At 63.0% G+C, this 19,186-nt stretch carries 14 protein-coding genes and 1 other RNA gene; 11 read left to right on the top strand and 4 right to left on the bottom strand.

What is annotated here, in order from left to right:
- Nucleotides 1-70: 70 nt before the first annotated feature.
- Nucleotides 71-1,480, top strand: a complete 1,410-nt coding sequence (locus ACQ4WS_RS14630; RefSeq protein ID WP_436477343.1) for a hypothetical protein — start codon at nt 71-73, stop codon at nt 1,478-1,480.
- Here the strand turns inward: ACQ4WS_RS14630 and ACQ4WS_RS14635 are convergent.
- Nucleotides 1,477-1,902 carry an OsmC family protein gene (locus ACQ4WS_RS14635; RefSeq protein ID WP_102299096.1) on the bottom strand — a complete coding sequence of 142 codons (426 nt, stop codon included), beginning with the start codon at nt 1,900-1,902 and terminating at the stop codon, nt 1,477-1,479. The genes ACQ4WS_RS14630 and ACQ4WS_RS14635 overlap by 4 nt on opposite strands.
- A gap of 350 nt (nt 1,903-2,252) precedes the next feature.
- Here ACQ4WS_RS14635 and ribBA point away from each other — a divergent pair, with 350 nt between their 5' ends.
- From ribBA to nusB, 3 genes are all read left to right on the top strand, one after another.
- Nucleotides 2,253-3,374 carry a bifunctional 3,4-dihydroxy-2-butanone-4-phosphate synthase/GTP cyclohydrolase II gene (ribBA, locus tag ACQ4WS_RS14640; protein ID WP_436477345.1) on the top strand — a complete coding sequence of 374 codons (1,122 nt, stop codon included), beginning with the start codon at nt 2,253-2,255 and terminating at the stop codon, nt 3,372-3,374.
- A 173-nt stretch (nt 3,375-3,547) separates the two neighbouring features.
- Nucleotides 3,548-4,030: a 6,7-dimethyl-8-ribityllumazine synthase gene (gene ribH / locus ACQ4WS_RS14645; protein ID WP_034759563.1), complete on the top strand. Its 483-nt coding sequence runs from the start codon at nt 3,548-3,550 to the stop codon at nt 4,028-4,030.
- A 91-nt stretch (nt 4,031-4,121) separates the two neighbouring features.
- Nucleotides 4,122-4,592, top strand: a complete 471-nt coding sequence (gene nusB / locus ACQ4WS_RS14650; protein ID WP_436477347.1) for a transcription antitermination factor NusB — start codon at nt 4,122-4,124, stop codon at nt 4,590-4,592.
- A gap of 222 nt (nt 4,593-4,814) precedes the next feature.
- Here the strand turns inward: nusB and ACQ4WS_RS14655 are convergent, their stop codons facing one another.
- Nucleotides 4,815-5,732, bottom strand: a complete 918-nt coding sequence (locus tag ACQ4WS_RS14655) for a transglycosylase SLT domain-containing protein (RefSeq protein ID WP_436477349.1) — start codon at nt 5,730-5,732, stop codon at nt 4,815-4,817.
- A gap of 479 nt (nt 5,733-6,211) precedes the next feature.
- Between ACQ4WS_RS14655 and ubiD the strand changes: the two genes are divergently transcribed.
- The 7 genes from ubiD to ACQ4WS_RS14690 all read left to right on the top strand — a co-directional run bounded on the left by ubiD (nt 6,212) and on the right by ACQ4WS_RS14690 (nt 13,964).
- Nucleotides 6,212-7,696, top strand: coding sequence for a 4-hydroxy-3-polyprenylbenzoate decarboxylase (gene ubiD / locus ACQ4WS_RS14660; protein WP_436477351.1), 1,485 nt, complete (start codon nt 6,212-6,214; stop codon nt 7,694-7,696).
- Nucleotides 7,697-7,892: 196 nt separating this feature from the next.
- An RNA gene (gene ffs / locus ACQ4WS_RS14665) (signal recognition particle sRNA small type) lies at nt 7,893-7,991 on the top strand.
- A 213-nt stretch (nt 7,992-8,204) separates the two neighbouring features.
- A complete protein-coding gene (locus tag ACQ4WS_RS14670; protein ID WP_436477353.1) occupies nt 8,205-10,505 on the top strand; it encodes a DNA polymerase III subunit gamma/tau in 2,301 nt (766 codons plus the stop codon).
- Between the two features lie 41 nt (nt 10,506-10,546).
- On the top strand, nt 10,547-10,873 hold the full coding sequence (locus ACQ4WS_RS14675; protein ID WP_034759121.1) for a YbaB/EbfC family nucleoid-associated protein: 327 nt from the start codon (nt 10,547-10,549) through the stop codon (nt 10,871-10,873).
- Nucleotides 10,874-10,920: 47 nt separating this feature from the next.
- Nucleotides 10,921-11,511: a recombination mediator RecR gene (gene recR, locus ACQ4WS_RS14680; RefSeq protein ID WP_034786598.1), complete on the top strand. Its 591-nt coding sequence runs from the start codon at nt 10,921-10,923 to the stop codon at nt 11,509-11,511.
- A 10-nt stretch (nt 11,512-11,521) separates the two neighbouring features.
- On the top strand, nt 11,522-12,742 hold the full coding sequence (locus tag ACQ4WS_RS14685) for a CaiB/BaiF CoA transferase family protein (RefSeq protein WP_436477356.1): 1,221 nt from the start codon (nt 11,522-11,524) through the stop codon (nt 12,740-12,742).
- Between the two features lie 88 nt (nt 12,743-12,830).
- On the top strand, nt 12,831-13,964 hold the full coding sequence (locus tag ACQ4WS_RS14690; RefSeq protein WP_436477358.1) for an esterase-like activity of phytase family protein: 1,134 nt from the start codon (nt 12,831-12,833) through the stop codon (nt 13,962-13,964).
- On the opposite strand, the gene ACQ4WS_RS14695 is transcribed toward ACQ4WS_RS14690, so the two are convergent.
- Together ACQ4WS_RS14695 and ACQ4WS_RS14700 are read right to left on the bottom strand one after the other, a co-directional pair.
- Nucleotides 13,933-16,092, bottom strand: a complete 2,160-nt coding sequence (locus ACQ4WS_RS14695) for a putative bifunctional diguanylate cyclase/phosphodiesterase (RefSeq protein WP_436477360.1) — start codon at nt 16,090-16,092, stop codon at nt 13,933-13,935. The genes ACQ4WS_RS14690 and ACQ4WS_RS14695 overlap by 32 nt on opposite strands.
- A 1-nt stretch (nt 16,093) precedes the next feature.
- Entirely contained in the window at nt 16,094-18,952 is a 2,859-nt protein-coding gene (locus ACQ4WS_RS14700) for a hybrid sensor histidine kinase/response regulator (protein WP_436477362.1), read from the bottom strand.
- Nucleotides 18,953-19,186 lie beyond the last annotated feature (234 nt).

The following is a 19,186-nucleotide window of genomic DNA, read 5'->3' on the forward strand; positions in this document are numbered from 1 at the left end:
CCTTGCCAAGCGTGTGTTGCTTTTCTTTCAGACGCGCATACTATGAAGCTTTCCGCAGTGGAGGCTAGCCATGGACCCGATTTCGCGCGCAACCGTGCCCAACACCATCCCGGCCACGTCCCGCGTGGGCGCAACGGCGCCGCTGGCGCCTGCGCTGCCCGTGCCGCCGTCCAGCAAAGCGGCGGCCCTTGCCATGCTGTCGTCGACCCAGGTCGACATCTCCCCGCTGGGCCAGTTCCTCTCCGGCGTGGCCTTGTCGCGCCGGCAACTGCTGGCCTTGCAGGGTGCCACGGAAGAGGCCAGGGCGGCCAATACCCCCGTGAATGTCAATGACGACTTGCTGGCGCTGGCGCGGCAACTGACGGAATCGTTCGCCCAGCTGCAAACGAGCGGCATCGATGCCAGCCAGCTGGCCACGGCTGGCGAGACGCCGGGCAGCCTGGCGCAGCGCTACGATTTGCTGTCGGGCGATGGCACGACGGATGCGGCGGCCGCGCTGGCGCAGGACGGCAATTTGCTGACCCAGGCGGGCCTGGCGCGCATCGGCATCGATTTGCGTAATGAAGATGTCGATGCAGTAACTTTGCAGGCCGCCTATGCGGCCGACAGCAATGCCACCCTGGATGCCTTGCAGCAGGGAGCGGACGTGCTGGCGCAGGTGGGCGCCGTGCTGGTCCAGCAGCAGGGCGCGCCGCTGGCCGCCGTTGTGGTAGCGGACTTGACGGGCGAAGCATTGCCGTCCGACGCCGCGCAGCCGCAAGCCATTGACGCGGCGCCGCCGCAGACGGCCGCCATTGCGCAGCGGCAGCTGGAACTGCAGCAGCAACTGGAAGCGGAGGAGTTGAACCTGGACTTGCAGGAGTTGCGGCCCCAGCCGTCAGCGCAAGCAGCCGCCGATGCAGCGCAATTGCTGCAGACGCAGCGCACCGACAAGCAGCGCACCGACAACCAGCGCGTCGATGCCCAGCGCCTGGACGCCGAACGCCTGGACAGCGAACGCATCAATACCGATCAGCAGGCGCAGCAGCAGGAAGCTGCACGGGTGGACGATCTGCGCCAGGGGCAGGTGCAGCAGCAGGGCTTGCAGCAGCAGGCGCAAGCGGCAGCGGACGATGCGGCGCGGGCGCAGCTGGCCGCCAGCGACGCACAAATGGCGGCCCAGGCGGCCAGCGACCGGGCGCAGTCGCTGGCGCGCGCAGCGCAGGGGCAAGCGGACGCGGGCCTGGCGACGGCGCAAGCCCAGCTGGCCCAGCAAAATACGCAGGCGCAAGAGCTGGCCGCGCAAAACGCGGGCCAGGCCGTGCCGCTGCCTTCGTCGCAAGATCCGTCCGTGGCGGCGGCCATCGCCGCGTATAACCTGAACAATGCAGCCCTGAATCCCGGCTTGATGAACCGGCCATTGCCTGCCAGCGACTCGCGCCTGCCGCTGGTGGCGCCCGTCGCTGCCGTGGAGCCCGTCAAGCCCGTGACGAAAATCTAGGGCAGCAGGGTGGCGTCCAGCGTGATATTGGCTTTAAGCAGCTTCGACACGGGGCAGCCGGCCTTGGCCTTGCCCGTCAATTCCTCGAATCTGGCCTGGTCGGCGCCCGGGATCTTCGCTTTCAGAATCAGGTGGACGGCCGTGATGGCAAAGCCGTCGTCGACCTTGTCGAGGGTCACTTCGGCCGTCGTTTCCATCTTTTCTGCCGTCAGCCCCGCTTCGCCGAGGATCAGCGACAGGGCCATGGTGAAGCAGCCCGCGTGGGCGGCGCCGATCAATTCTTCGGGATTCGTGCCCGGCTTGCCTTCGAAGCGGCTGGCAAAGCCGTAGGGATATTCCTGCAAGGCGCCGCTGCGCGTGCTGATGGCGCCCTTGCCGTCCTTGATGCCGCCTGACCAGATGGCCGATCCGTTGGTTTTCATATTGCCGCTCCTGTGTGGGGTATCGCTGCGAGTGGGATGTCAGCGCCGTGGCGCTGACTGGCTGATCTTATGCTCTTCGCAAGGCCGGCGGCGCGCGTTTTGCCGCCGCCGTGTGCGCTGGATCAGGGAATCGGAGGGTTGTGGGGCAGGTTGCGGCATCCGTGCCGCAAACCTGTCTTATTTCAGGTCTGCAAGCGCTAAATCCTTTAAAATAGCAGGTTATAAGAAAATTCCCGGAAATTCGCGGAGTATTCGCGCTCCATGTTTCAGTTTTTAGTTTCATTAACATAACAACGCCTGGCAAAACCGACGCGCAGCAGGTTTGGCCAGGCGTCATACGAGGATGAATAATGTCTATATCCAGCACCGAAGAGATCGTCGCCGAATTGCGCGCCGGCCGCATGGTGATACTGGTCGATGAAGAAGACCGGGAAAATGAAGGCGATCTGGTGCTTGCCGCCGATTTCGTGACGCCTGAAGCCATCAATTTCATGATCACGCATGCGCGTGGCCTGGTCTGCCTGACCCTGACGGAAGAGCGTTGCGACGAGCTGAGCCTGTCGATGATGACCTCGCGCAACGGCACCGCCTACGGCACCAACTTTACCGTCTCCATCGAGGCGGCCGAAGGCGTAACGACGGGCATCTCCGCCGCCGACCGCGCCAAGACCATCCAGGTGGCCGTGGCCAAGGGCACGCAGCCTACCGATATCGTCCAGCCGGGCCATATCTTTCCCCTGAAAGCGCAAAAAGGCGGCGTGCTGATGCGCGCAGGCCATACGGAAGCCGGTTGCGACCTGACGGCCATGGCCGGCCTGACGCCCGCGTCCGTGATTTGCGAAATCATGAAGGACGACGGCACCATGGCGCGCCTGCCGGACTTGCTGGTGTTTGCCGAGCAACATGGCCTGAAAATCGGCACGATTGCCGACCTGATCCATTACCGCAGCCAGACGGAGTCCTTGGTCGAGCGCGTTGCCGAGCGCACCCTGCACACGGCGCACGGCGAATTCCGTTTGATCGCCTTCCGCGACAAGCCCAGCGCCTCGGCCCACCTGGCTCTCGTGCATGGCGACCTGGCACCCGGCCTGGAAGCGCTGGTGCGCGTGCACCAGCCCGTTTCCCTGCTGGACGTATTGGAAAGCGAAGCGACCACCCACTCGTGGACGGTGGCTGCCTCGATGGCCGCCATCAAGCAGTCCGAGCGGGGCGTGATGGTCTTGCTGAACTGCGGCGAGACGTCGGGCGAGCTGTTTGCCCAGTTCGCCGCGCTCGATACGCCGCAAGCCAAGCCGAAAGGCCGCGCCGCCAGCATGGACTTGCGCAGCTACGGCATCGGCGCGCAAATCCTGCGCGACCTGGGCGTGAGCAAGATGCAATTGCTGGCCAGCCCCCGCAAGATGCCGTCGATGGCCGGTTTTGACCTGGAAGTAACGGGTTTTCAGTGCCATCCAGGCCAGACACCTAACTAAATCTACTGCGCGTCGCGATTTGCGGCCTGCGATGCTCATTGTACCTTCGTACAGTTGCGCTTCTCGGCCACAAATCACTGCCGCTCGCTACGATTTTTTCAGGCGTCGATGTGAGAGTAAACGATGGCGGCATGTGTGTGTCGCCCTGAACCACCAGATTAAAGAGGCTTATGATGACCGTAGGAGCATATGAAACCAATTTTGCCGGCGAAGGTTTGCGCGTCGGTATCGTCCAGGCACGATTCAATGAAATCGTCGGTGGTGGCTTGCTGTCGGCATGCCTGGAAGAGTTGAGCAAGCTGGGCGTGGCCGATGAAGATATCCTGCACGTGACCGTGCCGGGCGCCCTGGAAATCCCACTGATTCTGCAAAAAATGGCAGAAACCGAGCAATTCGACGCCTTGATCGCACTGGGCGCCGTGATTCGCGGTGAAACCTACCACTTCGAGCTGGTATCGAACGAATCGGGCGCCGGCATCACGCGCGTCGGTCTCGATTACGGCATCCCTATCGCCAACGCAGTGTTGACGACCGAAAACGACGAGCAGGCGGAAGTGCGCATGCTGGTCAAGGGAGCCGAAGCGGCACGCGTGGCAGTGGAAATGGCCAATCTGGCGCAAGCGCTGGAAGAGTTGCAAGACACAGACGAGGATTAATCGTGCTTGCGCCGCAGCGTGCTGTCCAACAGCACGCCGCGGTATTCGTCACTATTTGCAGTACATACGTATTTAAGAACAGGTAACAATCATGACTGAGAAAAATTTGCTCGCCAATCCCAGTAAAAACCGCACGCCGCGTCACCGCGCGCGCGAGTTTGCGCTGCAGGGCTTGTACCAGTGGCTGTTGAACAATGAAGACGCGACCACCGTCGTGAACAATATTCGCGCCGCGCATGGTTTCGACAAGGCCGATGGCGATCATTTCACGGTGCTGCTGTACGGCACCATCAAGGATTCGCTGGCGCTGCGCGACAGCATGGCACCCTTGATCGACCGCAACATCGCGGAACTGTCGCCCATCGAACACGGCATCCTGCTGATCGGCGCTTTCGAGCTGAAGAACAACATGGAAATCCCGTACCGCGTCGTCATCAACGAAGCGGTCGAGCTGGCCAAGTCGTTTGGCGGCATCGACGGCCACAAGTATGTGAACGGCGTGCTCGACAAGCTGGCAGTGAAATTGCGCGAGGAAGAAGTCAACGCCAACAAGCGCAAATAACATAGGTATGGATCCAGCGGCGAAGGCCGCAATGGATGCAAAAAGGGCAGACTGAAAAGTCTGCCCTTTTTGCTGTCGGAGTGTTGCGCATTAACGCATCGGCGCCTCTTCAAACCGTAGCGAGCAAGCCCGATGTCGGGTTGAGTAACGCAGCTGTACTGGAGTACAGCGAGTAACGCCGACCCGAGAGCGGGCTGCGCAGTAGGTTGGAAGAGCGCGCTACTACAGGCCGGCGATCTCGTTGTGGGGCAGGACTTTGATGGTGATGCCGCTTTCCGCTGCCGGCGCCTTGGCTGGCGCTGGCGTGTTCGATGCCATCACCGGCGTCGTGGTCGGCACGCGCTGGCCGGCCGACACTTGCTTCAAGCGGCGGTATTCGGCCAGCACGCGCGAGCCGTAGCCCGAGTCGGTGGCGAAGTTGGCGGCGCCCACGTAGGTTTTCAAGCCCGCTTCGACGGAACCGCCACGCGTGACGTAGTCTTTCAGGATCAGCGAGCCGACACGGATGTTGGCGACCGGGTTCAGGGCTGCCTGCACGCCGCCCATTTCCTGGAAGCGCTCATGGTGTACTTTCGACATGACTTGCATCAAGCCTTGTGCGCCGACCGGGCTTTCCGCGAACGGGTTCAAGCCCGATTCGATGGCCATCACGGCCAGGATCAGCAGCGGGTCCAGCTTGATTTCGCGTGCCGTCAGGTAGGCTGTCGAGACCAGCATATTGGTGGCGTCGTTGGCTACGCGGTAGCGCTTGGAGAGCCAGTTGGTGACCCATTGCTGCTGCTTTTGCGTGCCCAGCAAGGCTTTTTCTTCCTTGCTCAGCTGCGCCTCGTTGGCGGCGGCCGTTTGCACGGAAGCAGGCGCCTCCATCAATGCGGACAGGGCCGGCGCTTCAACGGCTTGTGCCTCTGCCATGGGCAGCGGGAAGAGGCTGTGCGTCAGTTGCTTGCCCAGGTCGGGGCGGAACATCAGCAGGGCGATCAGTGCCAGGGCGGAAATGCCGAAGACTGTCAGTGTGTGTTGTGCTGTGGTCAATACGCCACGTGCCGAAATGGCTTGTGCGCGGGCGCGCAAACGCGCCAACGCTGGCTGGCCAGCCACGGTTGAAGCAGGCAATGCTGCTTCAGTGCTACGATGAGTCATAGAGTTCCCCGAAATGTCGCGTCAACAGGCAGTCCCTCCGCGGTGTCGCGGTGTTGTGGGTACTGCCAATGCCGTGCATCAGAAATATCATCGTTTCCGCCGCGTATGGATGCGTGCGAGAAACGCCGTCATTGCTTGCTTGAGCTGATCGGTCCCGTTTTTGGTATTGGATCAGTCGCAATACAACTTTTACCGGGGGTAAGGCAGACGCCTTTTGAAAACACTCCTTAAAATGTCATGTGGAGCCCCGACTCCGTGAATGAAAGAGAAACGCTAAAATCAAGCTCTGGGCCGGCGTGCTCTTTCAAGTTGGGCGAATTGTAGAAGCCGTTTTATATCAAGTCAATACTAACGAATCGTTTCTTTATTACTTTTATGTCTTACTTTTTGTCTTGCATTGTGCCAAAAGCCAATAAAATCAATTACTTGGCATAGATCCTTCAGCAACGGCGTCCGACGTCAAAAAAAATTAAAAACACATGAAATATTCAGATTTGCGAGATTTTATTTCTCAACTGCAACAAATGGGTGAACTTAAGGCCATTTCGACCCCCATTTCACCGATTTTGGAGATGACGGAAGTTTGCGACCGCACCTTGCGCGCAGGCGGGCCGGCCTTGCTGTTCAATAATCCGACGGGATACGACATGCCGGTGCTGGGCAATTTGTTCGGCACCACGCGCCGCGTGGCGCTGGGCATGGGCGCGCAAGATGTCAGCGAGTTGCGCAAGATCGGCCATGTGCTGGCGCGCCTGAAGGAACCGGAACCGCCGAAGGATTTCAAGGATCTGCTGGGCCTCGGTTCGCTGGTGAAATCCGTGTGGGACATGTCGCCGAAAGAGTTGCGCGGCGCCAAGTGCCAGGAAATCGTCTGGGAAGGCAATGACGTCGACCTGGCGCGCCTGCCCATCCAGCATTGCTGGCCCGGCGATATCGCCCCCCTGATCACCTGGGGCCTGGTGATCACCAAGGGCCCGAACAAGAAGCGGCAAAACCTGGGCATTTACCGCCAGCAGGTATTGGGGCGCAACAAGGTCATCATGCGCTGGCTGGCGCACCGGGGCGGGGCGCTGGACTTCCGCGAGCATGCGATTCAAAGCAAGGGCAAGCCGTACCCGATCGCCGTGGCGCTGGGCGCCGATCCCGCTACTATATTAGGGGCCGTCACGCCCGTGCCGGACAGCCTGTCCGAATACCAGTTCGCCGGCTTGCTGCGCGGCAGCCGCACGGAGCTGGTGAAAGCCATCGGCAGCGAACTGCGCGTGCCCGCCTCGGCCGAAATCGTGCTCGAAGGCCATATCTACCCGGACGAAAGCCATCCGAGTGGCTACGAGCACGCGCTGGAAGGGCCGTATGGCGACCACACGGGCTACTATAATGAGCAGGACAGTTTCCCCGTGTTTACCATCGACCGCATCACCATGCGCCGCGACCCGATTTACCATTCCACGTATACGGGCAAGCCGCCGGACGAGCCGGCCGTGCTGGGGCTGGCCCTGAACGAAGTGTTCGTGCCGCTGCTGCAAAAGCAGTTCAGTGAAATCACGGATTTCTATCTGCCGCCCGAAGGCTGCAGCTACCGCATGGCCGTGGTGCAGATCAAGAAGCAGTACGCGGGCCACGCCAAGCGCGTGATGTTCGGCGTGTGGAGCTTCTTGCGCCAGTTCATGTATACCAAGTTCATCGTGGTGGTCGACGAAGACGTGAATATCCGCGACTGGAAAGAGGTCATCTGGGCCATCACCACGCGCGTCGACCCCATCCGCGACACGACACTGGTCGACAACACGCCCATCGATTACCTGGACTTCGCTTCGCCGGTCAGCGGCCTGGGCAGCAAGATGGGCATCGATGCGACGAATAAATGGCCGGGCGAAACGACGCGCGAGTGGGGTACGACGATCGCCATGACGCCGGAAGTGAAGGCCAAGGTGGATGGCATCTGGCAAGAGCTGGGCTTGTAGGTATTTGGTAGGTCGGGTTAGCGCTTGCGCGTAACCCGACGTTGCTTGCATGTTCACGATCTGCATACTCAGCAGTGTCGGCCGCGTACTCAGCAGTGTCGGCTTACGGCCTGCGGCCTAAGCCGACCTACGCCGACCTACGCAGCATTGGCACGGCAATTTCCCAATCTTGCGCAGACCGGTTATAATTGTCCCTGGCGGGCCCCTGCGCATCGTGGCATGGCTAACCTGGTCAGGTCGGGAACGAAGCAGCCACGGCTATTAACCATGAGTGCCGCAGATCAGGCTCGCCTCCTTCGGGAAACAAACAGTAAAGCTGCCGTTGGCGGCTTTTTTGTTTTGCGGCGCTGTGTTTTGCCAGTCCGCATGCTTGCCTGATTTTCCAGAATGCCACTCTCCATGTTATACAATTGCTGCTTTGCCGCGTTTGCCATAGTGAATGGCCCGGCCATGAGGCTTGCGCCCGCCGCGCAGGATCACCCGCAAAATCGCATGGTAAAATCTCAGCATGTCCTATCAAGTCCTCGCCCGTAAATACCGCCCCAAGAATTTCGAGACGCTCGTAGGCCAGGAGCACGTCGTGCGCGCGCTCACGCATGCCTTGCACAGCGGCCGATTGCATCACGCCTACCTGTTCACGGGCACGCGCGGCGTCGGCAAGACGACCCTGTCGCGCATCCTGGCCAAGTCGCTCAATTGCATCGGCCCCGACGGCACGGGCGGCATCACGGCCCAGCCTTGCGGCGTGTGTGTAGCGTGCACGGCAATCGATGCGGGACGCTTTGTCGACTATATAGAGATGGATGCGGCGTCGAACCGCGGCGTCGATGAAATGGCGCAGCTGCTGGAACAAGCGGTCTACGCGCCCAGCAATGCGCGCTTCAAGGTCTATATGATCGATGAGGTGCACATGCTGACGAATCACGCGTTCAATTCCATGCTGAAAACGCTGGAAGAACCGCCCGAGCACGTCAAGTTCATCCTGGCCACGACGGACCCGCAAAAGATTCCCGTGACCGTGCTGTCGCGCTGCCTGCAGTTCAACCTCAAGCAGATGCCGCCCGGCCACATCATCAGTCACCTGGACAATATCCTGGGGCAGGAGGGCATCGCCTTCGAACAGCCGGCCTTGCGCCTGCTGGCCCAGGGCGCCCACGGTTCCATGCGCGATGCGCTCTCCTTGACGGATCAGGCCATTGCGTATGCGGCCGGTGAAGTGACCCTCGACGCCGTGCAAGGCATGCTGGGCGCGCTCGACCAGTCCTACCTGGTGCGCCTGCTCGACGCGCTGGCCCAGCAGGATGGCGCCGATCTGCTGGCCGTGGCCGACGAGATGGCCTCGCGCAGTCTGTCCTACAACGGCGCCCTGCAGGATCTGGGCACCTTGCTGCACCGCATTGCGCTGGCGCAAACCGTGCCCGCCGCCTTGCCGCAGGATTTGCCCGAATACGCGGACATCGTGCGTTTGGCTGGCGCGTTTGACGCGGAAGAAGTGCAGCTGTTTTACCAGATCGCCGTGCATGGCCGCAACGAGCTGGGCCTGGCCCCCGACGAATACGCGGGTTTCACCATGACCTTGCTGCGCATGCTGGCCTTTCGGCCCGGCATAGGCGGCGCCGATGGCGTGCCGGCGGCGGCCCCTGCCGCTGCAACGGGCAACCGTCCCGCTGCCGTGGCCGCCGCGCGCGCCGCGGCAGGTTCGGCTCCCGCCGCCCGCGCCGCCATCAACAGCGTGGCCAGCCATGCAACCGTGACCCCGCCCGCCGTCGTCGCCGCCGCTGCCGCCAGCATGGCGCGCAGCGAAGCGCCGCCGCCACGCGCACCAGCACCCGCTGCTGCACCGGCGCTGGCACCAGCGGCGCCGCCCGCCACGCCGCCAGCGGCTGCTCCGGCAGCATCGGGCGCGCCCATCAGTTCCGCCCGCGCCGCCATCAATGCGGCGCTGGAAGCGGCCCGCGCGGCCTCGAAAGGCCGTCCGGGCAGCGCGCCATCGTCACCATCGTCGGCGCCCAAGTCAGCTGCCCCCGCACCGGCACCGGCTGCTGCCGTCGCCGCGCCAGCCCCGGCAGCGCCCGTCCAGGCTGCGCCGCCACCGCCCGCCGCCGCGAAAGCGCCTGCGCCGTGGGACGATGCGCCACCCGTGGCCGTGATGGAGGCGCCGGTGGCCGCTGCTGCACCCGTGCAGCAGACGCGGCCTGCCGCGCCGCCGCCGCAAGCGCAGCCGGATGACGACTTGCCGCCCTGGGTTACCGAATTTTCCGACGACAGCGCCTCGGCTGCCGTGTCGGCGCCAGCCGCGCAGAGCAGCGAGCAGCCGGCCGTCGTCATGCCGCAGCGTGCTGCCAAGCAAGCCGCGCCCAGCGGGCCGTATGTGATCACGCCCGTGCCGGGCCTGGACTGGGACGGCAACTGGCCGGCCGTCGCCGCCGTGCTGCCCTTGCGCGGCGTGGCCCAGCAGTTGGCCGTGCAGGCCGAGCTGATCGAATGCCTGCACGACGGCCACAGCACCACGTTCCGCCTGCGCGTACCGATAGACACGTGGCGCAGCCCGGCCAACGTGGAAAAACTGGCGGCCGCGCTGACCGAACGCTTCGGCCGCAAGGTCGCCGTCGATACGGAACTGGGCGCCGTCTGGTACACGGCCAGCGCGGAAGCGCAGGCGCACCGCGAGGCGTGCCAGCTGCAAGCGGAAGAAACCATCGCCAGCGATCCCTTCGTGCTCGACATGCAGCGTGCATTCGACGCTTTTGTCGTGCCGGGAACGATTACCCCTGCACCGGCCGGTTCCGCCGCGCCGACCCTGCATTGATGATTAACACACTCACAAACTGAATTGAACGGAGCATTCTCATGATGAAAAATCAACTGGCTGGCCTGATGAAGCAGGCGCAAGCAATGCAAGACAACATGAAAAAGGCCCAGGAACAACTGGCGCTGGTGGAAGTGGAAGGCCAGTCCGGCGCCGGCCTCGTGAAAATCGTCATGACGTGCAAGAACGACGTCAAGCGCGTCTCCATCGACCCGTCGCTGCTGGCTGACGACAAGGACATGCTGGAAGACCTGGTGGCCGCCGCCTTCAACGACGCCGTGCGCAAGGCGGAAGCGACGTCCGCGGAAAAAATGGCTGGCTTGACTGGTGGCATGAACTTGCCAGCCGGCTTCAAAATGCCATTCTGATGCCATACCGCATGCGCTCGATCTGTGGCACGGGGCAGGGTTGATCCATGTCCAAGTCGCTTGAATTTTTGACCGAGGCGCTGCGGCGCCTGCCCGGCGTCGGCCCCAAGTCGGCGCAGCGGATGGCATTTCATTTGTTGCAGCACGATAGGGAAGGCGCGGCCATGCTGTCGCGCGCCCTGTTCCAGGCCGTCGATGCCGTGCATCACTGCGGCCTGTGCAATACCTTTACCGAACACGAAGTGTGCGAGACCTGTCTCGACGAAGAGCGCGACAAGCGCTTGCTGTGCGTGGTGGAAACGCCTGCCGACCAGCTGATGATCGAGCAAACGCTCACCTACAAGGGCCTGTATTTCGTGCTCATGGGGAGATTATCTCCGCTGGACGGCATCGGCCCGAAAGATATCCACCTCGAAAAATTGCTGAACCGTGCCAACGACGGCGTGGTCGGCGAAGTGGTGCTGGCCACCAATTTCACGAATGAAGGCGAAGCGACCGCCCATTACATCAGCGAAATGCTGAAGGCGCGGGGCTTGCGCGTGAGCCGTCTGGCCCGCGGCGTGCCCGTGGGCGGCGAACTGGAATACGTCGACGCGGGCACGATTGCCCGCGCGATGCTCGACCGCAGGGCAACCTGAACTGATCTCTATGACTGAACCCTCCGCGAATACTGGTCCTTTAAAAGGCATCAAAGTCCTTGAACTGGGCACCCTGATCGCGGGGCCGTTCTGTGCCCGCATGCTGGCCGAATTCGGCGCCGACGTGATCAAGATCGAGTCGCCCGATGGCGGCGACCCGATCCGTACCTGGCGCGTGCTGAAGGATGGCACCTCCTTGTGGTGGTCGGTGCAGGCGCGCAACAAGAAAAGTCTGACCTTGAACCTGAAGTCACCGGAAGGCCGGGCCATCGCCCGTCAGCTGGCCCTGGAAGCTGACATCATCATCGAGAACTACCGCCCCGGCGTGCTGGAAAAGTGGGACCTCGGCTATGAGCAGCTCAAGCAGATCAAACCCTCCCTCATCATGGTGCGCCTGTCCGGCTTTGGGCAGACGGGGCCGATGAAGGATTTGCCCGGCTTCGGCGCCATCGGCGAATCCATGGGCGGCTTGCGCTATGTGTCCGGCTTTGCCGACCGTCCGCCGGTGCGCGTGGGCGTGTCGATTGGCGACTCGGTGGCGGCCCTGCACGGCGTGATCGGCGCCATGATGGCCTTGCGCCACCGCGACGTGACGGGTGGTGCGGTTGCCGGCGAAGGGCAGATGGTCGACGTAGCCCTGTACGAATCCGTGTTCAACCTCATGGAATCGCTGGTGCCCGAATACGACCAGGCAGGCGTGGTGCGCGAGCGCACGGGCGGTTCGCTGCCCGGCATCGTACCCTCGAATACCTACACGACGGGTGACGGCGAAAACATCGTCATTGCAGGCAACGGCGACGCCATCTTCAAGCGCCTGATGCTGGCCATGGGCCGCATCGACATGGCGGGCGACCCGCAGCTGGCGCGCAACGACGGCCGCGTCGCGCGCACGCAGGAAATCGACGACGCCATCGGCGCCTGGTGCGCCACGCATACGATAGACAGCGCGCTGGCCGTCTTGACGGCGGCCGACGTGCCGGCCGGCAAAATCTATTCCGTGCGCGATATGCTGAGCGATCCGCAATTTCTCGCCCGCGACATGTTTGAACAACACCATTTCGCTGACGGCACGCCCGTCAAATTGCCCGCCATCAGCCCGAAACTGTCCGCCACGCCGGGCAAGACCCAGTGGCTGGGGCCAACTTTGGGCCAGCACAACGACGAGGTGCTGGCGTCGCTGGGCTATGACGCGGCCGCCATTGCGCGCTTGAAGGCCGATGGGGTGGTGTAATTCGTTATTAACCCACACAACTAAAGCCGGGGTCAGACCCGGCGGGTCTGACCCCGGAATTTGCTTCCTGACTTATTTGATACCAATCATGCCTCCATTGTTCCGCACCGCGCTCGCCCTGGCGTCTTCCGCCATCCTTCTCTCCGCCTGCGCCAGCTTCCCCCACGACGCGCCGATTGCCGGCCTGCGCCTGATCGGCGAGCAGCGCATCGCCTTGAAACATGCGTTCGAGGGCACCACGGTGGGCGGCTTGTCCGGCATCGATTACGATGCGGCCAACAAGCGCTGGGTGGTGGAAAGCGATGACCGTTCGGCAATCAATCCGGCCCGCTTCTACCGCGCCAGCCTGGCCTACGACAGCAAGGCCTTTACGGGCGTGACGCTGAGCAGCGTGCATTTCTTCACCCAGCCCGACGGCAGCCGCTACCCGAACCTGGCGCACGCAAAGCTGGATCGGGGCGACCAGGTGGCTGACATCGAAACCATCCGCGTCGATCCGCAGGATGGCAGCCTGTGGTACGGCAGCGAAGGCAACCGCAAGGTGGGTTTGGATCCTTTCGTGCGCCACGCGGATCGCGATGGAGCATTCCTGGCCACCTTGCCCACACCCGCCATGTTCAAGGTCTCGCAGGAAGCAACAGGCTCGCGCAACAACATGAGCTTCGAGGCGCTGTCTTTCTCGTCGGATGGCAAGAGCTTGTGGCTGGGCATGGAAGCGGCCCTGTACCAGGATGGCCCGCTGGCCACGCCCGACCATGGCGCCATGGTGCGCATCACGCGACTGGACCGCGCCGGCGCCGTGCTGGGCCAGTACGCGTATGCTATCGAGCCCGTGGCCTCGCGGCCCGCGCCGGGGCGCGAGGCGGACAATGGCGTGTCGGAAATCCTCGCCGTCAACGAGCACCAGGTGCTGGTGGTGGAGCGGGCCGGCGTGGAACACGCCGATGGCGTGTATACGAACCACGTGCGCATCTACGCGATGGACATCGATGGCGCCACCGATATCCAGGCCATTCCGGCCCTGGCGGGCGCCAGCTATGTGCCGGCGCGCAAGCGATTGTTGCTGGACCTGGAAAAGATCGGCCTGGCAAGAGTCGACAATATCGAAGGCATCAGCTGGGGCCCGCGCCTGGAAAATGGCCGCCGCAGCCTGGTGATGATTTCCGACGATAATTTCAACGCCCAGCAAGTCACGCAAATCCTTGCCTTCGAAGTGCTCTAGTTTCCAGGCTGGCCAGCTGGCCCCTCTGCCTGGCCAGCATGGCCGTGATCGTGTCGTGCGGCGACGGGTGGCCTAAAAAGTAGCCTTGCGCCATGTCGCAGCCGTACTCTTCCAGCATCAGCAGTTGCTCGTCCGTTTCCACGCCCTCGGCCACCACCACCATCTTCAAGCCATGCGCCATGGCGATGATGGCGCGCGTGATGGCCGCGTTTTCCGTATCCTGCGGCAAGCCGGCGATAAAACTCCTGTCGATTTTCAAGGCACGCACGTCGAAGCGTTTCAAGTAATTCATCGAGGAATAGCCCGTGCCGAAGTCGTCGATGGAGAGATACACGCCGATGCCGCGCAGTTGCTCCAGCGTTACCATGGTGGCGCGCGCATCGTCCATCAATGTCCCTTCCGTCAATTCCAGTTCCAGCAGGCGCGCGTCGAGGCCCGTATCGGCCAGGGCCGAGAGCACGATCTGCATCAGGTTTTCATCCTTGAATTGTTTGGCCGACAGGTTGACGGCCATGCGGATGGCCCGTCCGCTATCGCTTTGCCACGCCTTGGCTTGGTTGCACGCCGTGCGCAGCACCCATTCGCCGATAGGCACGATGAGTCCCGTTTCTTCGGCCAGCGGGATGAATTCCGTGGGTGAAATGATGCCCCGTTCCGGATGGCGCCAGCGCACCAGCGCTTCCACGCCGACGATCTGCGTGCTGGGCACGTCGATCTGCGGCTGGTACAGCAAATACAGCTCGTTGTTTTGCAAGGCTTTGCGCAGACCCACTTCCATCTTGACGTGGCTCATGATTTCCATCGTCAGCGAAGAGCTGTACAGCTTGGCGTTGTTCTTGCCGCAGTTCTTCGCGTGGTACATGGCCGTGTCCGCATATTTGAGCAGCGAGTTGCAGTCCTCGCCATCTTCCGGATACAGCGAAATGCCGATGCTGGCCGTGACAAAAATCTCGTGCCCCTCGATCATGAAGGGCCGGCGCATGGCTTCCTTGACCCGGTGCGCCACGTTCAGCGCGTCTTCCACCCGCTCCAGGTCAGGTATCAATATCGTGAATTCATCGCCGCCCAGGCGCGCCAGGTTGCTGCCGCCGGAGGTGGGCTCAAACTCATGTTCGGCGCGCAGCACCAGGTCGCTGGGGCGGATGGTTTCGCGCAGGCGTTCGGACACCACCTTGAGCAAATGGTCGCCCACGTCGTGGCCCAGGGTGTCGTTGATGCGCTTGAAGGCGTCCAGGTCCATGAACAGCACGGCAAATTTCTTGTCGTGTTCTTTCGAGCGCGCCAGTTCGCGTTCCAGCGTTTCCAGGAAGGCCTGGCGGTTGGGGATGCCCGTCAGGCTGTCGCAGTAGGCGAGGCGGCGGATCTGCTCTTCCGTGCGTTTGCGTTCGCTGATGTCGCGCACCAGGCCCAGCACTTCATCGGCTCCCGTCGCCACCAGGCGCGCCTCGAAATGGCGCGTGCTGTCTTCGTGCGTGAGCGTGTAGTCGACCGAGCCGATATGCTGCATGGCCAGCACGGCGTGCGCCTTGTCCAGCAGGCGCGCGGCGATTTCGGGCGGCAGCACGTCGCCGATATGGCTGCCCACGCAGTCGCTGAGGGAAAAGCCGGCGCTGGCGTCGTGGCCCTGTTCGTAGTCGAGATAAAAGCCTTCGCGGTTGAGGCGAAAGAAGGTGTCGGGGATGGCTGCCAGCACGGCGCGGTTGTGCGCGTCGGCGATGCGCAAACGGGCGATGGCGTCGCTGGCGCGCAGCACGTACAGCGCGCGGTGGCCCAGGATGGGCCAGTTGATGGGCTTGGAAATGAAATCCGTGGCGCCCACTTCGTAGGCGCGCGTGACGGCATCCAGTTCGTCGTCGCCCGTGACCATGATGATGGGCACGGTGCCGCCCACTTCCTGGAGGCGGATTTCGCGGCATACGGCAAAGCCGTCCAGGGCCGGCATGTCGACGTCGAGCATGATCAGGTCCGGCCCGCTGTGCTTGTAGCTGGCCAGCGCCTGCACGCCGTCCTCGGCCTCGATCACGTCCAGGCCCACCTGCGTGAGCATTTGCCGCATCAGCAATCGCATCACGGGATCGTCGTCGGCCACCAGCACCAGGCCGCGGGGAGGGGAGAGGGGCGCTGTCATGTCAGTGTTCCTTCACGAGGATGGCGTTCAGCGATGCGCGTGCGGCCAGGAAGGCTTGCTGCATTTCTTGCAGCAGGATAGCCGCGCCCTCGGTGCTGCCGGCGCGGCCCAGTTTTTCCATCTCCTTGCACAGCTGCGCCAGGCCATCGGCGCCCACGTTGGCGCTGCCTGATTTCAGGCTGTGCGCCACCTGGCGCAGCGCTTCCGCATCCGCGCCGGCAATCGCTGCGCGCATGGCGCTCAACTGGCGCGGCGTCTCGTCGACAAAGGCCTGGATGACTCTTTCGAGCAGCGCATCGCCATCCGTGCCGGACAGGGCGCGGATGTTTTCCAGCGCCTGCCGGTTCAGCGGCTGGGCGGCGGGTGCGGCGGCAGGCGCAGGCGGCGGCAATTCGGGCGGCGCCTCCTGCGGCGCTTCGCTATGGTGCAGCGTGGCCGCGCGCGGCAGGGCGATCCAGCGGGCAATCGTGTGGCCCAGGTCTTGCTGCGTGAACGGTTTGCTCAGGTAATCGTCCATGCCGGCCGCCAGGCATGCTTCGCGGTCGCCCTGCAGCGCATTGGCCGTGATGGCGACGATGGGCAGCACGCGCGCGTGGCCGCACTGCTGTTCGTGGCGGCGGATTTCCGCCGTGGCGGCAAAGCCGTCCATGACGGGCATCTGGCAATCCATCAAAATCAGATCGAAATCCTCGGCCTGCGCCGCCTGCAAGGCTTCTTCGCCGTTGCGCGCGCAGACCACGTCCAGGCCCAGGCTGTCGAGCATGGCCAGCGCCACTTCCACGTTGACGCGATTGTCCTCGGCCAGCAGCACGCGGCGGCGCTGGCGCCGGCCGGGGGGGCGTACGGCATGGCGCGCCGTGTGCGGTGGAACGATGCGCAGGCCCTCGCTGGCGCGCAGCGGCGTGACGATGCAGTCGAACAGGTCGCATTCGCGGGCCGGCTTGATCAGCTGGAAGGCCACGCCTGCCTCGCGCCGCTGCACGGGGTCGGCCGCCGCCTGTTCCGTGCTCAGCAGCAGTATTTTGAGGTCGGCCAGCAGCGGCTCGCTCTTGATGGTGGCGGCCAGGGCCAGGCCGCTGGTGCGCGGCAATTCCATGTCGAGCAGGGCCACGGCATATGGCGTGCCCGCCTGCGCGGCCGCGCGCAGCTTGGCCAGGCAGTCGCTGGCCGTGCCGGCGCTGTCGCTGACGATGTGCCAGCTGGCCAGTTGCCGCTCCAGCACGGCGCGCGTGGCGGGTGTGTGGTCGACGATCAAGGCGCGTAACCCTCGCGTGGTTTTCAGATTGAAGGACGGGTCGTCGCTGTCGACCCGCCGCTTATCGAAATTTACTTCGAACCAGAAGATCGATCCTTGCGTTAAAGCATTATCAACGCCGATAGTGCCGCCCATCAGTTCCACCAGTTGTTTCGAGATCGTCAATCCCAGGCCCGTGCCGCCATGCTTGCGCGTGGTCGAGCCGTCCGCCTGCGAGAACGATTCGAAGATGCGCGTCTGCGCCTCGTTTGACACGCCGATGCCCGTGTCGTGCACCTCGAAACGCAAGCCCACGCTGGGCGCGTCTTCGCTGCACACGGTCACTTTCACGGTGACCTTGCCCGTTTCGGTGAACTTGATGGCATTGCCCAGCAAATTGACGATGATCTGGCGCAAACGGTTCGGGTCGCCGCAGATGGCGATGGGAATGTCAAACGCGATAGCGAATTCCAGGCTGATGTTTTTTGCTTCCGCCTGCGGCGCGAACACGTGTTCTATGTCGTCGAGCAATTCGCGGAAATTGAAGCGGATGTATTCCACGCTCAGCTTGCCCGCCTCGATCTTGGAAAAGTCGAGGATGTCGTTGATGATCACCAGCAAATTCTGCCCCGAGCGCTGCACCATGCTCGTGTAGTGGCGCTGCTGCGGGCTCAAAGGGCTGGCCAGCAGCAATTCCGTCATGCCCAGCACGCCATTCATGGGCGTACGGATTTCATGGCTCATGGTGGCGAGGAAGGCGCTTTTTGCGTGACTGGCCGCCTCGGCCGCATCCTTGGCCTTTTCCAGCTGCGCCGTGCGCACACCCACCTGGCGCTCGAGCTGGTCGCGGTAATTGGCCAGGGTGCTGTCGCGGCTGTCGATCTGCGCCAGCATGTCGTTGAAACTGTCGATCAGTACGCCCAGCTCGTCGCTGCGCTGGTGCGCGATGCGGTGACTGTAGATCTGGCTGCTCGACACTTTTTGCGCTGTATCGATCAGTTTGGTAATCGGTTCGGCGATGACGCTTTTAAAACGCCGCGCCAGGAAGACGGCGATCAGGAAGGACAGCACGGTGGCGCCGCCGATGGCGCCCACGTGGCGGCCGATGTCGCGCCACATGTGGTTCAGGTCCGCCTCGATCAGCACGGCGCCGATGATCTGTTGCGGCTCGCCCGGGCGGTAGATGGGACGGTACAAGTGCATGGCCGGCGCCAGGGTCGTGCCCGCGCCTTGCGTGACGGGCTGCAAGGCCATGTCGGCCAGCAAGGCGGGGTCCATGTCTTCCGGCGTCGCCAGGCCGTCCGCGTGCTGCGGCGCGCGGTACAGGGCGAACAGGCGCCCGCCCCGGTCGAACAGGGCCGCCTGGGCCACCTCGTCGCGCGCGGCCAGCGCGGCCAGCACCTGTTCCGCCTGCGGCTGTGCCGATTTTCCCATCAGCAAGGGCGCCGCGCTGGCCGCGCCGATCACGCCCGCCAGGGACAGCAATTGCTTGCCCTCATCGTTCTTGTGGCTGAGCACGGACGTCAGCGCAAACGCCACGAACACCAGCAGCAGCGCGCAGCCCGACGACAGTACCGAAATCATGGTCAACTTCTGGCTGATGCTGGAGCGTTGGAAATTGAACATGGTTGCGGCGCTTCTCCGGTCGGCCAGTTGACTGTTTTTTAATGCCTATTGGAAAAATATAGACGCGAAGACACACCCTGATGTTGATGTGGGTCTAAGGGAAGAGAGGGGAGGGGAACTTATACGAGATGAAACAACGAGGGGTGGGGTCGGACCCTTTGGGGACATGTGCCCCAATGGGGCACATGTCGATCCCGCAGGGACTGACCCCAGTATTTGCTTTTGGGGCTTACA

This window comes from Janthinobacterium leeuwenhoeki (assembly GCF_051380795.1).
Taxonomy (GTDB): domain Bacteria; phylum Pseudomonadota; class Gammaproteobacteria; order Burkholderiales; family Burkholderiaceae_D; genus Janthinobacterium.

Bases quoted from the DNA above. Each gene is read 5' to 3' on its own strand.
- ribBA (WP_436477345.1), top strand. From the start codon at position 2,253: ATGTCTATATCCAGCACCGAAGAGATCGTCGCCGAATTGCGCGCCGGC.
- ACQ4WS_RS14670 (WP_436477353.1), top strand. From the start codon at position 8,205: ATGTCCTATCAAGTCCTCGCCCGTAAATACCGCCCCAAGAATTTCGAG.
- ACQ4WS_RS14685 (WP_436477356.1), top strand. From the start codon at position 11,522: ATGACTGAACCCTCCGCGAATACTGGTCCTTTAAAAGGCATCAAAGTC.
- ACQ4WS_RS14695 (WP_436477360.1), bottom strand. From the start codon at position 16,092: ATGACAGCGCCCCTCTCCCCTCCCCGCGGCCTGGTGCTGGTGGCCGAC.
- ubiD (WP_436477351.1), top strand. From the start codon at position 6,212: ATGAAATATTCAGATTTGCGAGATTTTATTTCTCAACTGCAACAAATG.
- ACQ4WS_RS14635 (WP_102299096.1), bottom strand. From the start codon at position 1,902: ATGAAAACCAACGGATCGGCCATCTGGTCAGGCGGCATCAAGGACGGC.
- ribH (WP_034759563.1), top strand. From the start codon at position 3,548: ATGACCGTAGGAGCATATGAAACCAATTTTGCCGGCGAAGGTTTGCGC.
- ACQ4WS_RS14700 (WP_436477362.1), bottom strand. From the start codon at position 18,952: ATGTTCAATTTCCAACGCTCCAGCATCAGCCAGAAGTTGACCATGATT.
- recR (WP_034786598.1), top strand. From the start codon at position 10,921: ATGTCCAAGTCGCTTGAATTTTTGACCGAGGCGCTGCGGCGCCTGCCC.
- nusB (WP_436477347.1), top strand. From the start codon at position 4,122: ATGACTGAGAAAAATTTGCTCGCCAATCCCAGTAAAAACCGCACGCCG.
- ACQ4WS_RS14690 (WP_436477358.1), top strand. From the start codon at position 12,831: ATGCCTCCATTGTTCCGCACCGCGCTCGCCCTGGCGTCTTCCGCCATC.
- ACQ4WS_RS14630 (WP_436477343.1), top strand. From the start codon at position 71: ATGGACCCGATTTCGCGCGCAACCGTGCCCAACACCATCCCGGCCACG.
- ACQ4WS_RS14675 (WP_034759121.1), top strand. From the start codon at position 10,547: ATGATGAAAAATCAACTGGCTGGCCTGATGAAGCAGGCGCAAGCAATG.
- ACQ4WS_RS14655 (WP_436477349.1), bottom strand. From the start codon at position 5,732: ATGACTCATCGTAGCACTGAAGCAGCATTGCCTGCTTCAACCGTGGCT.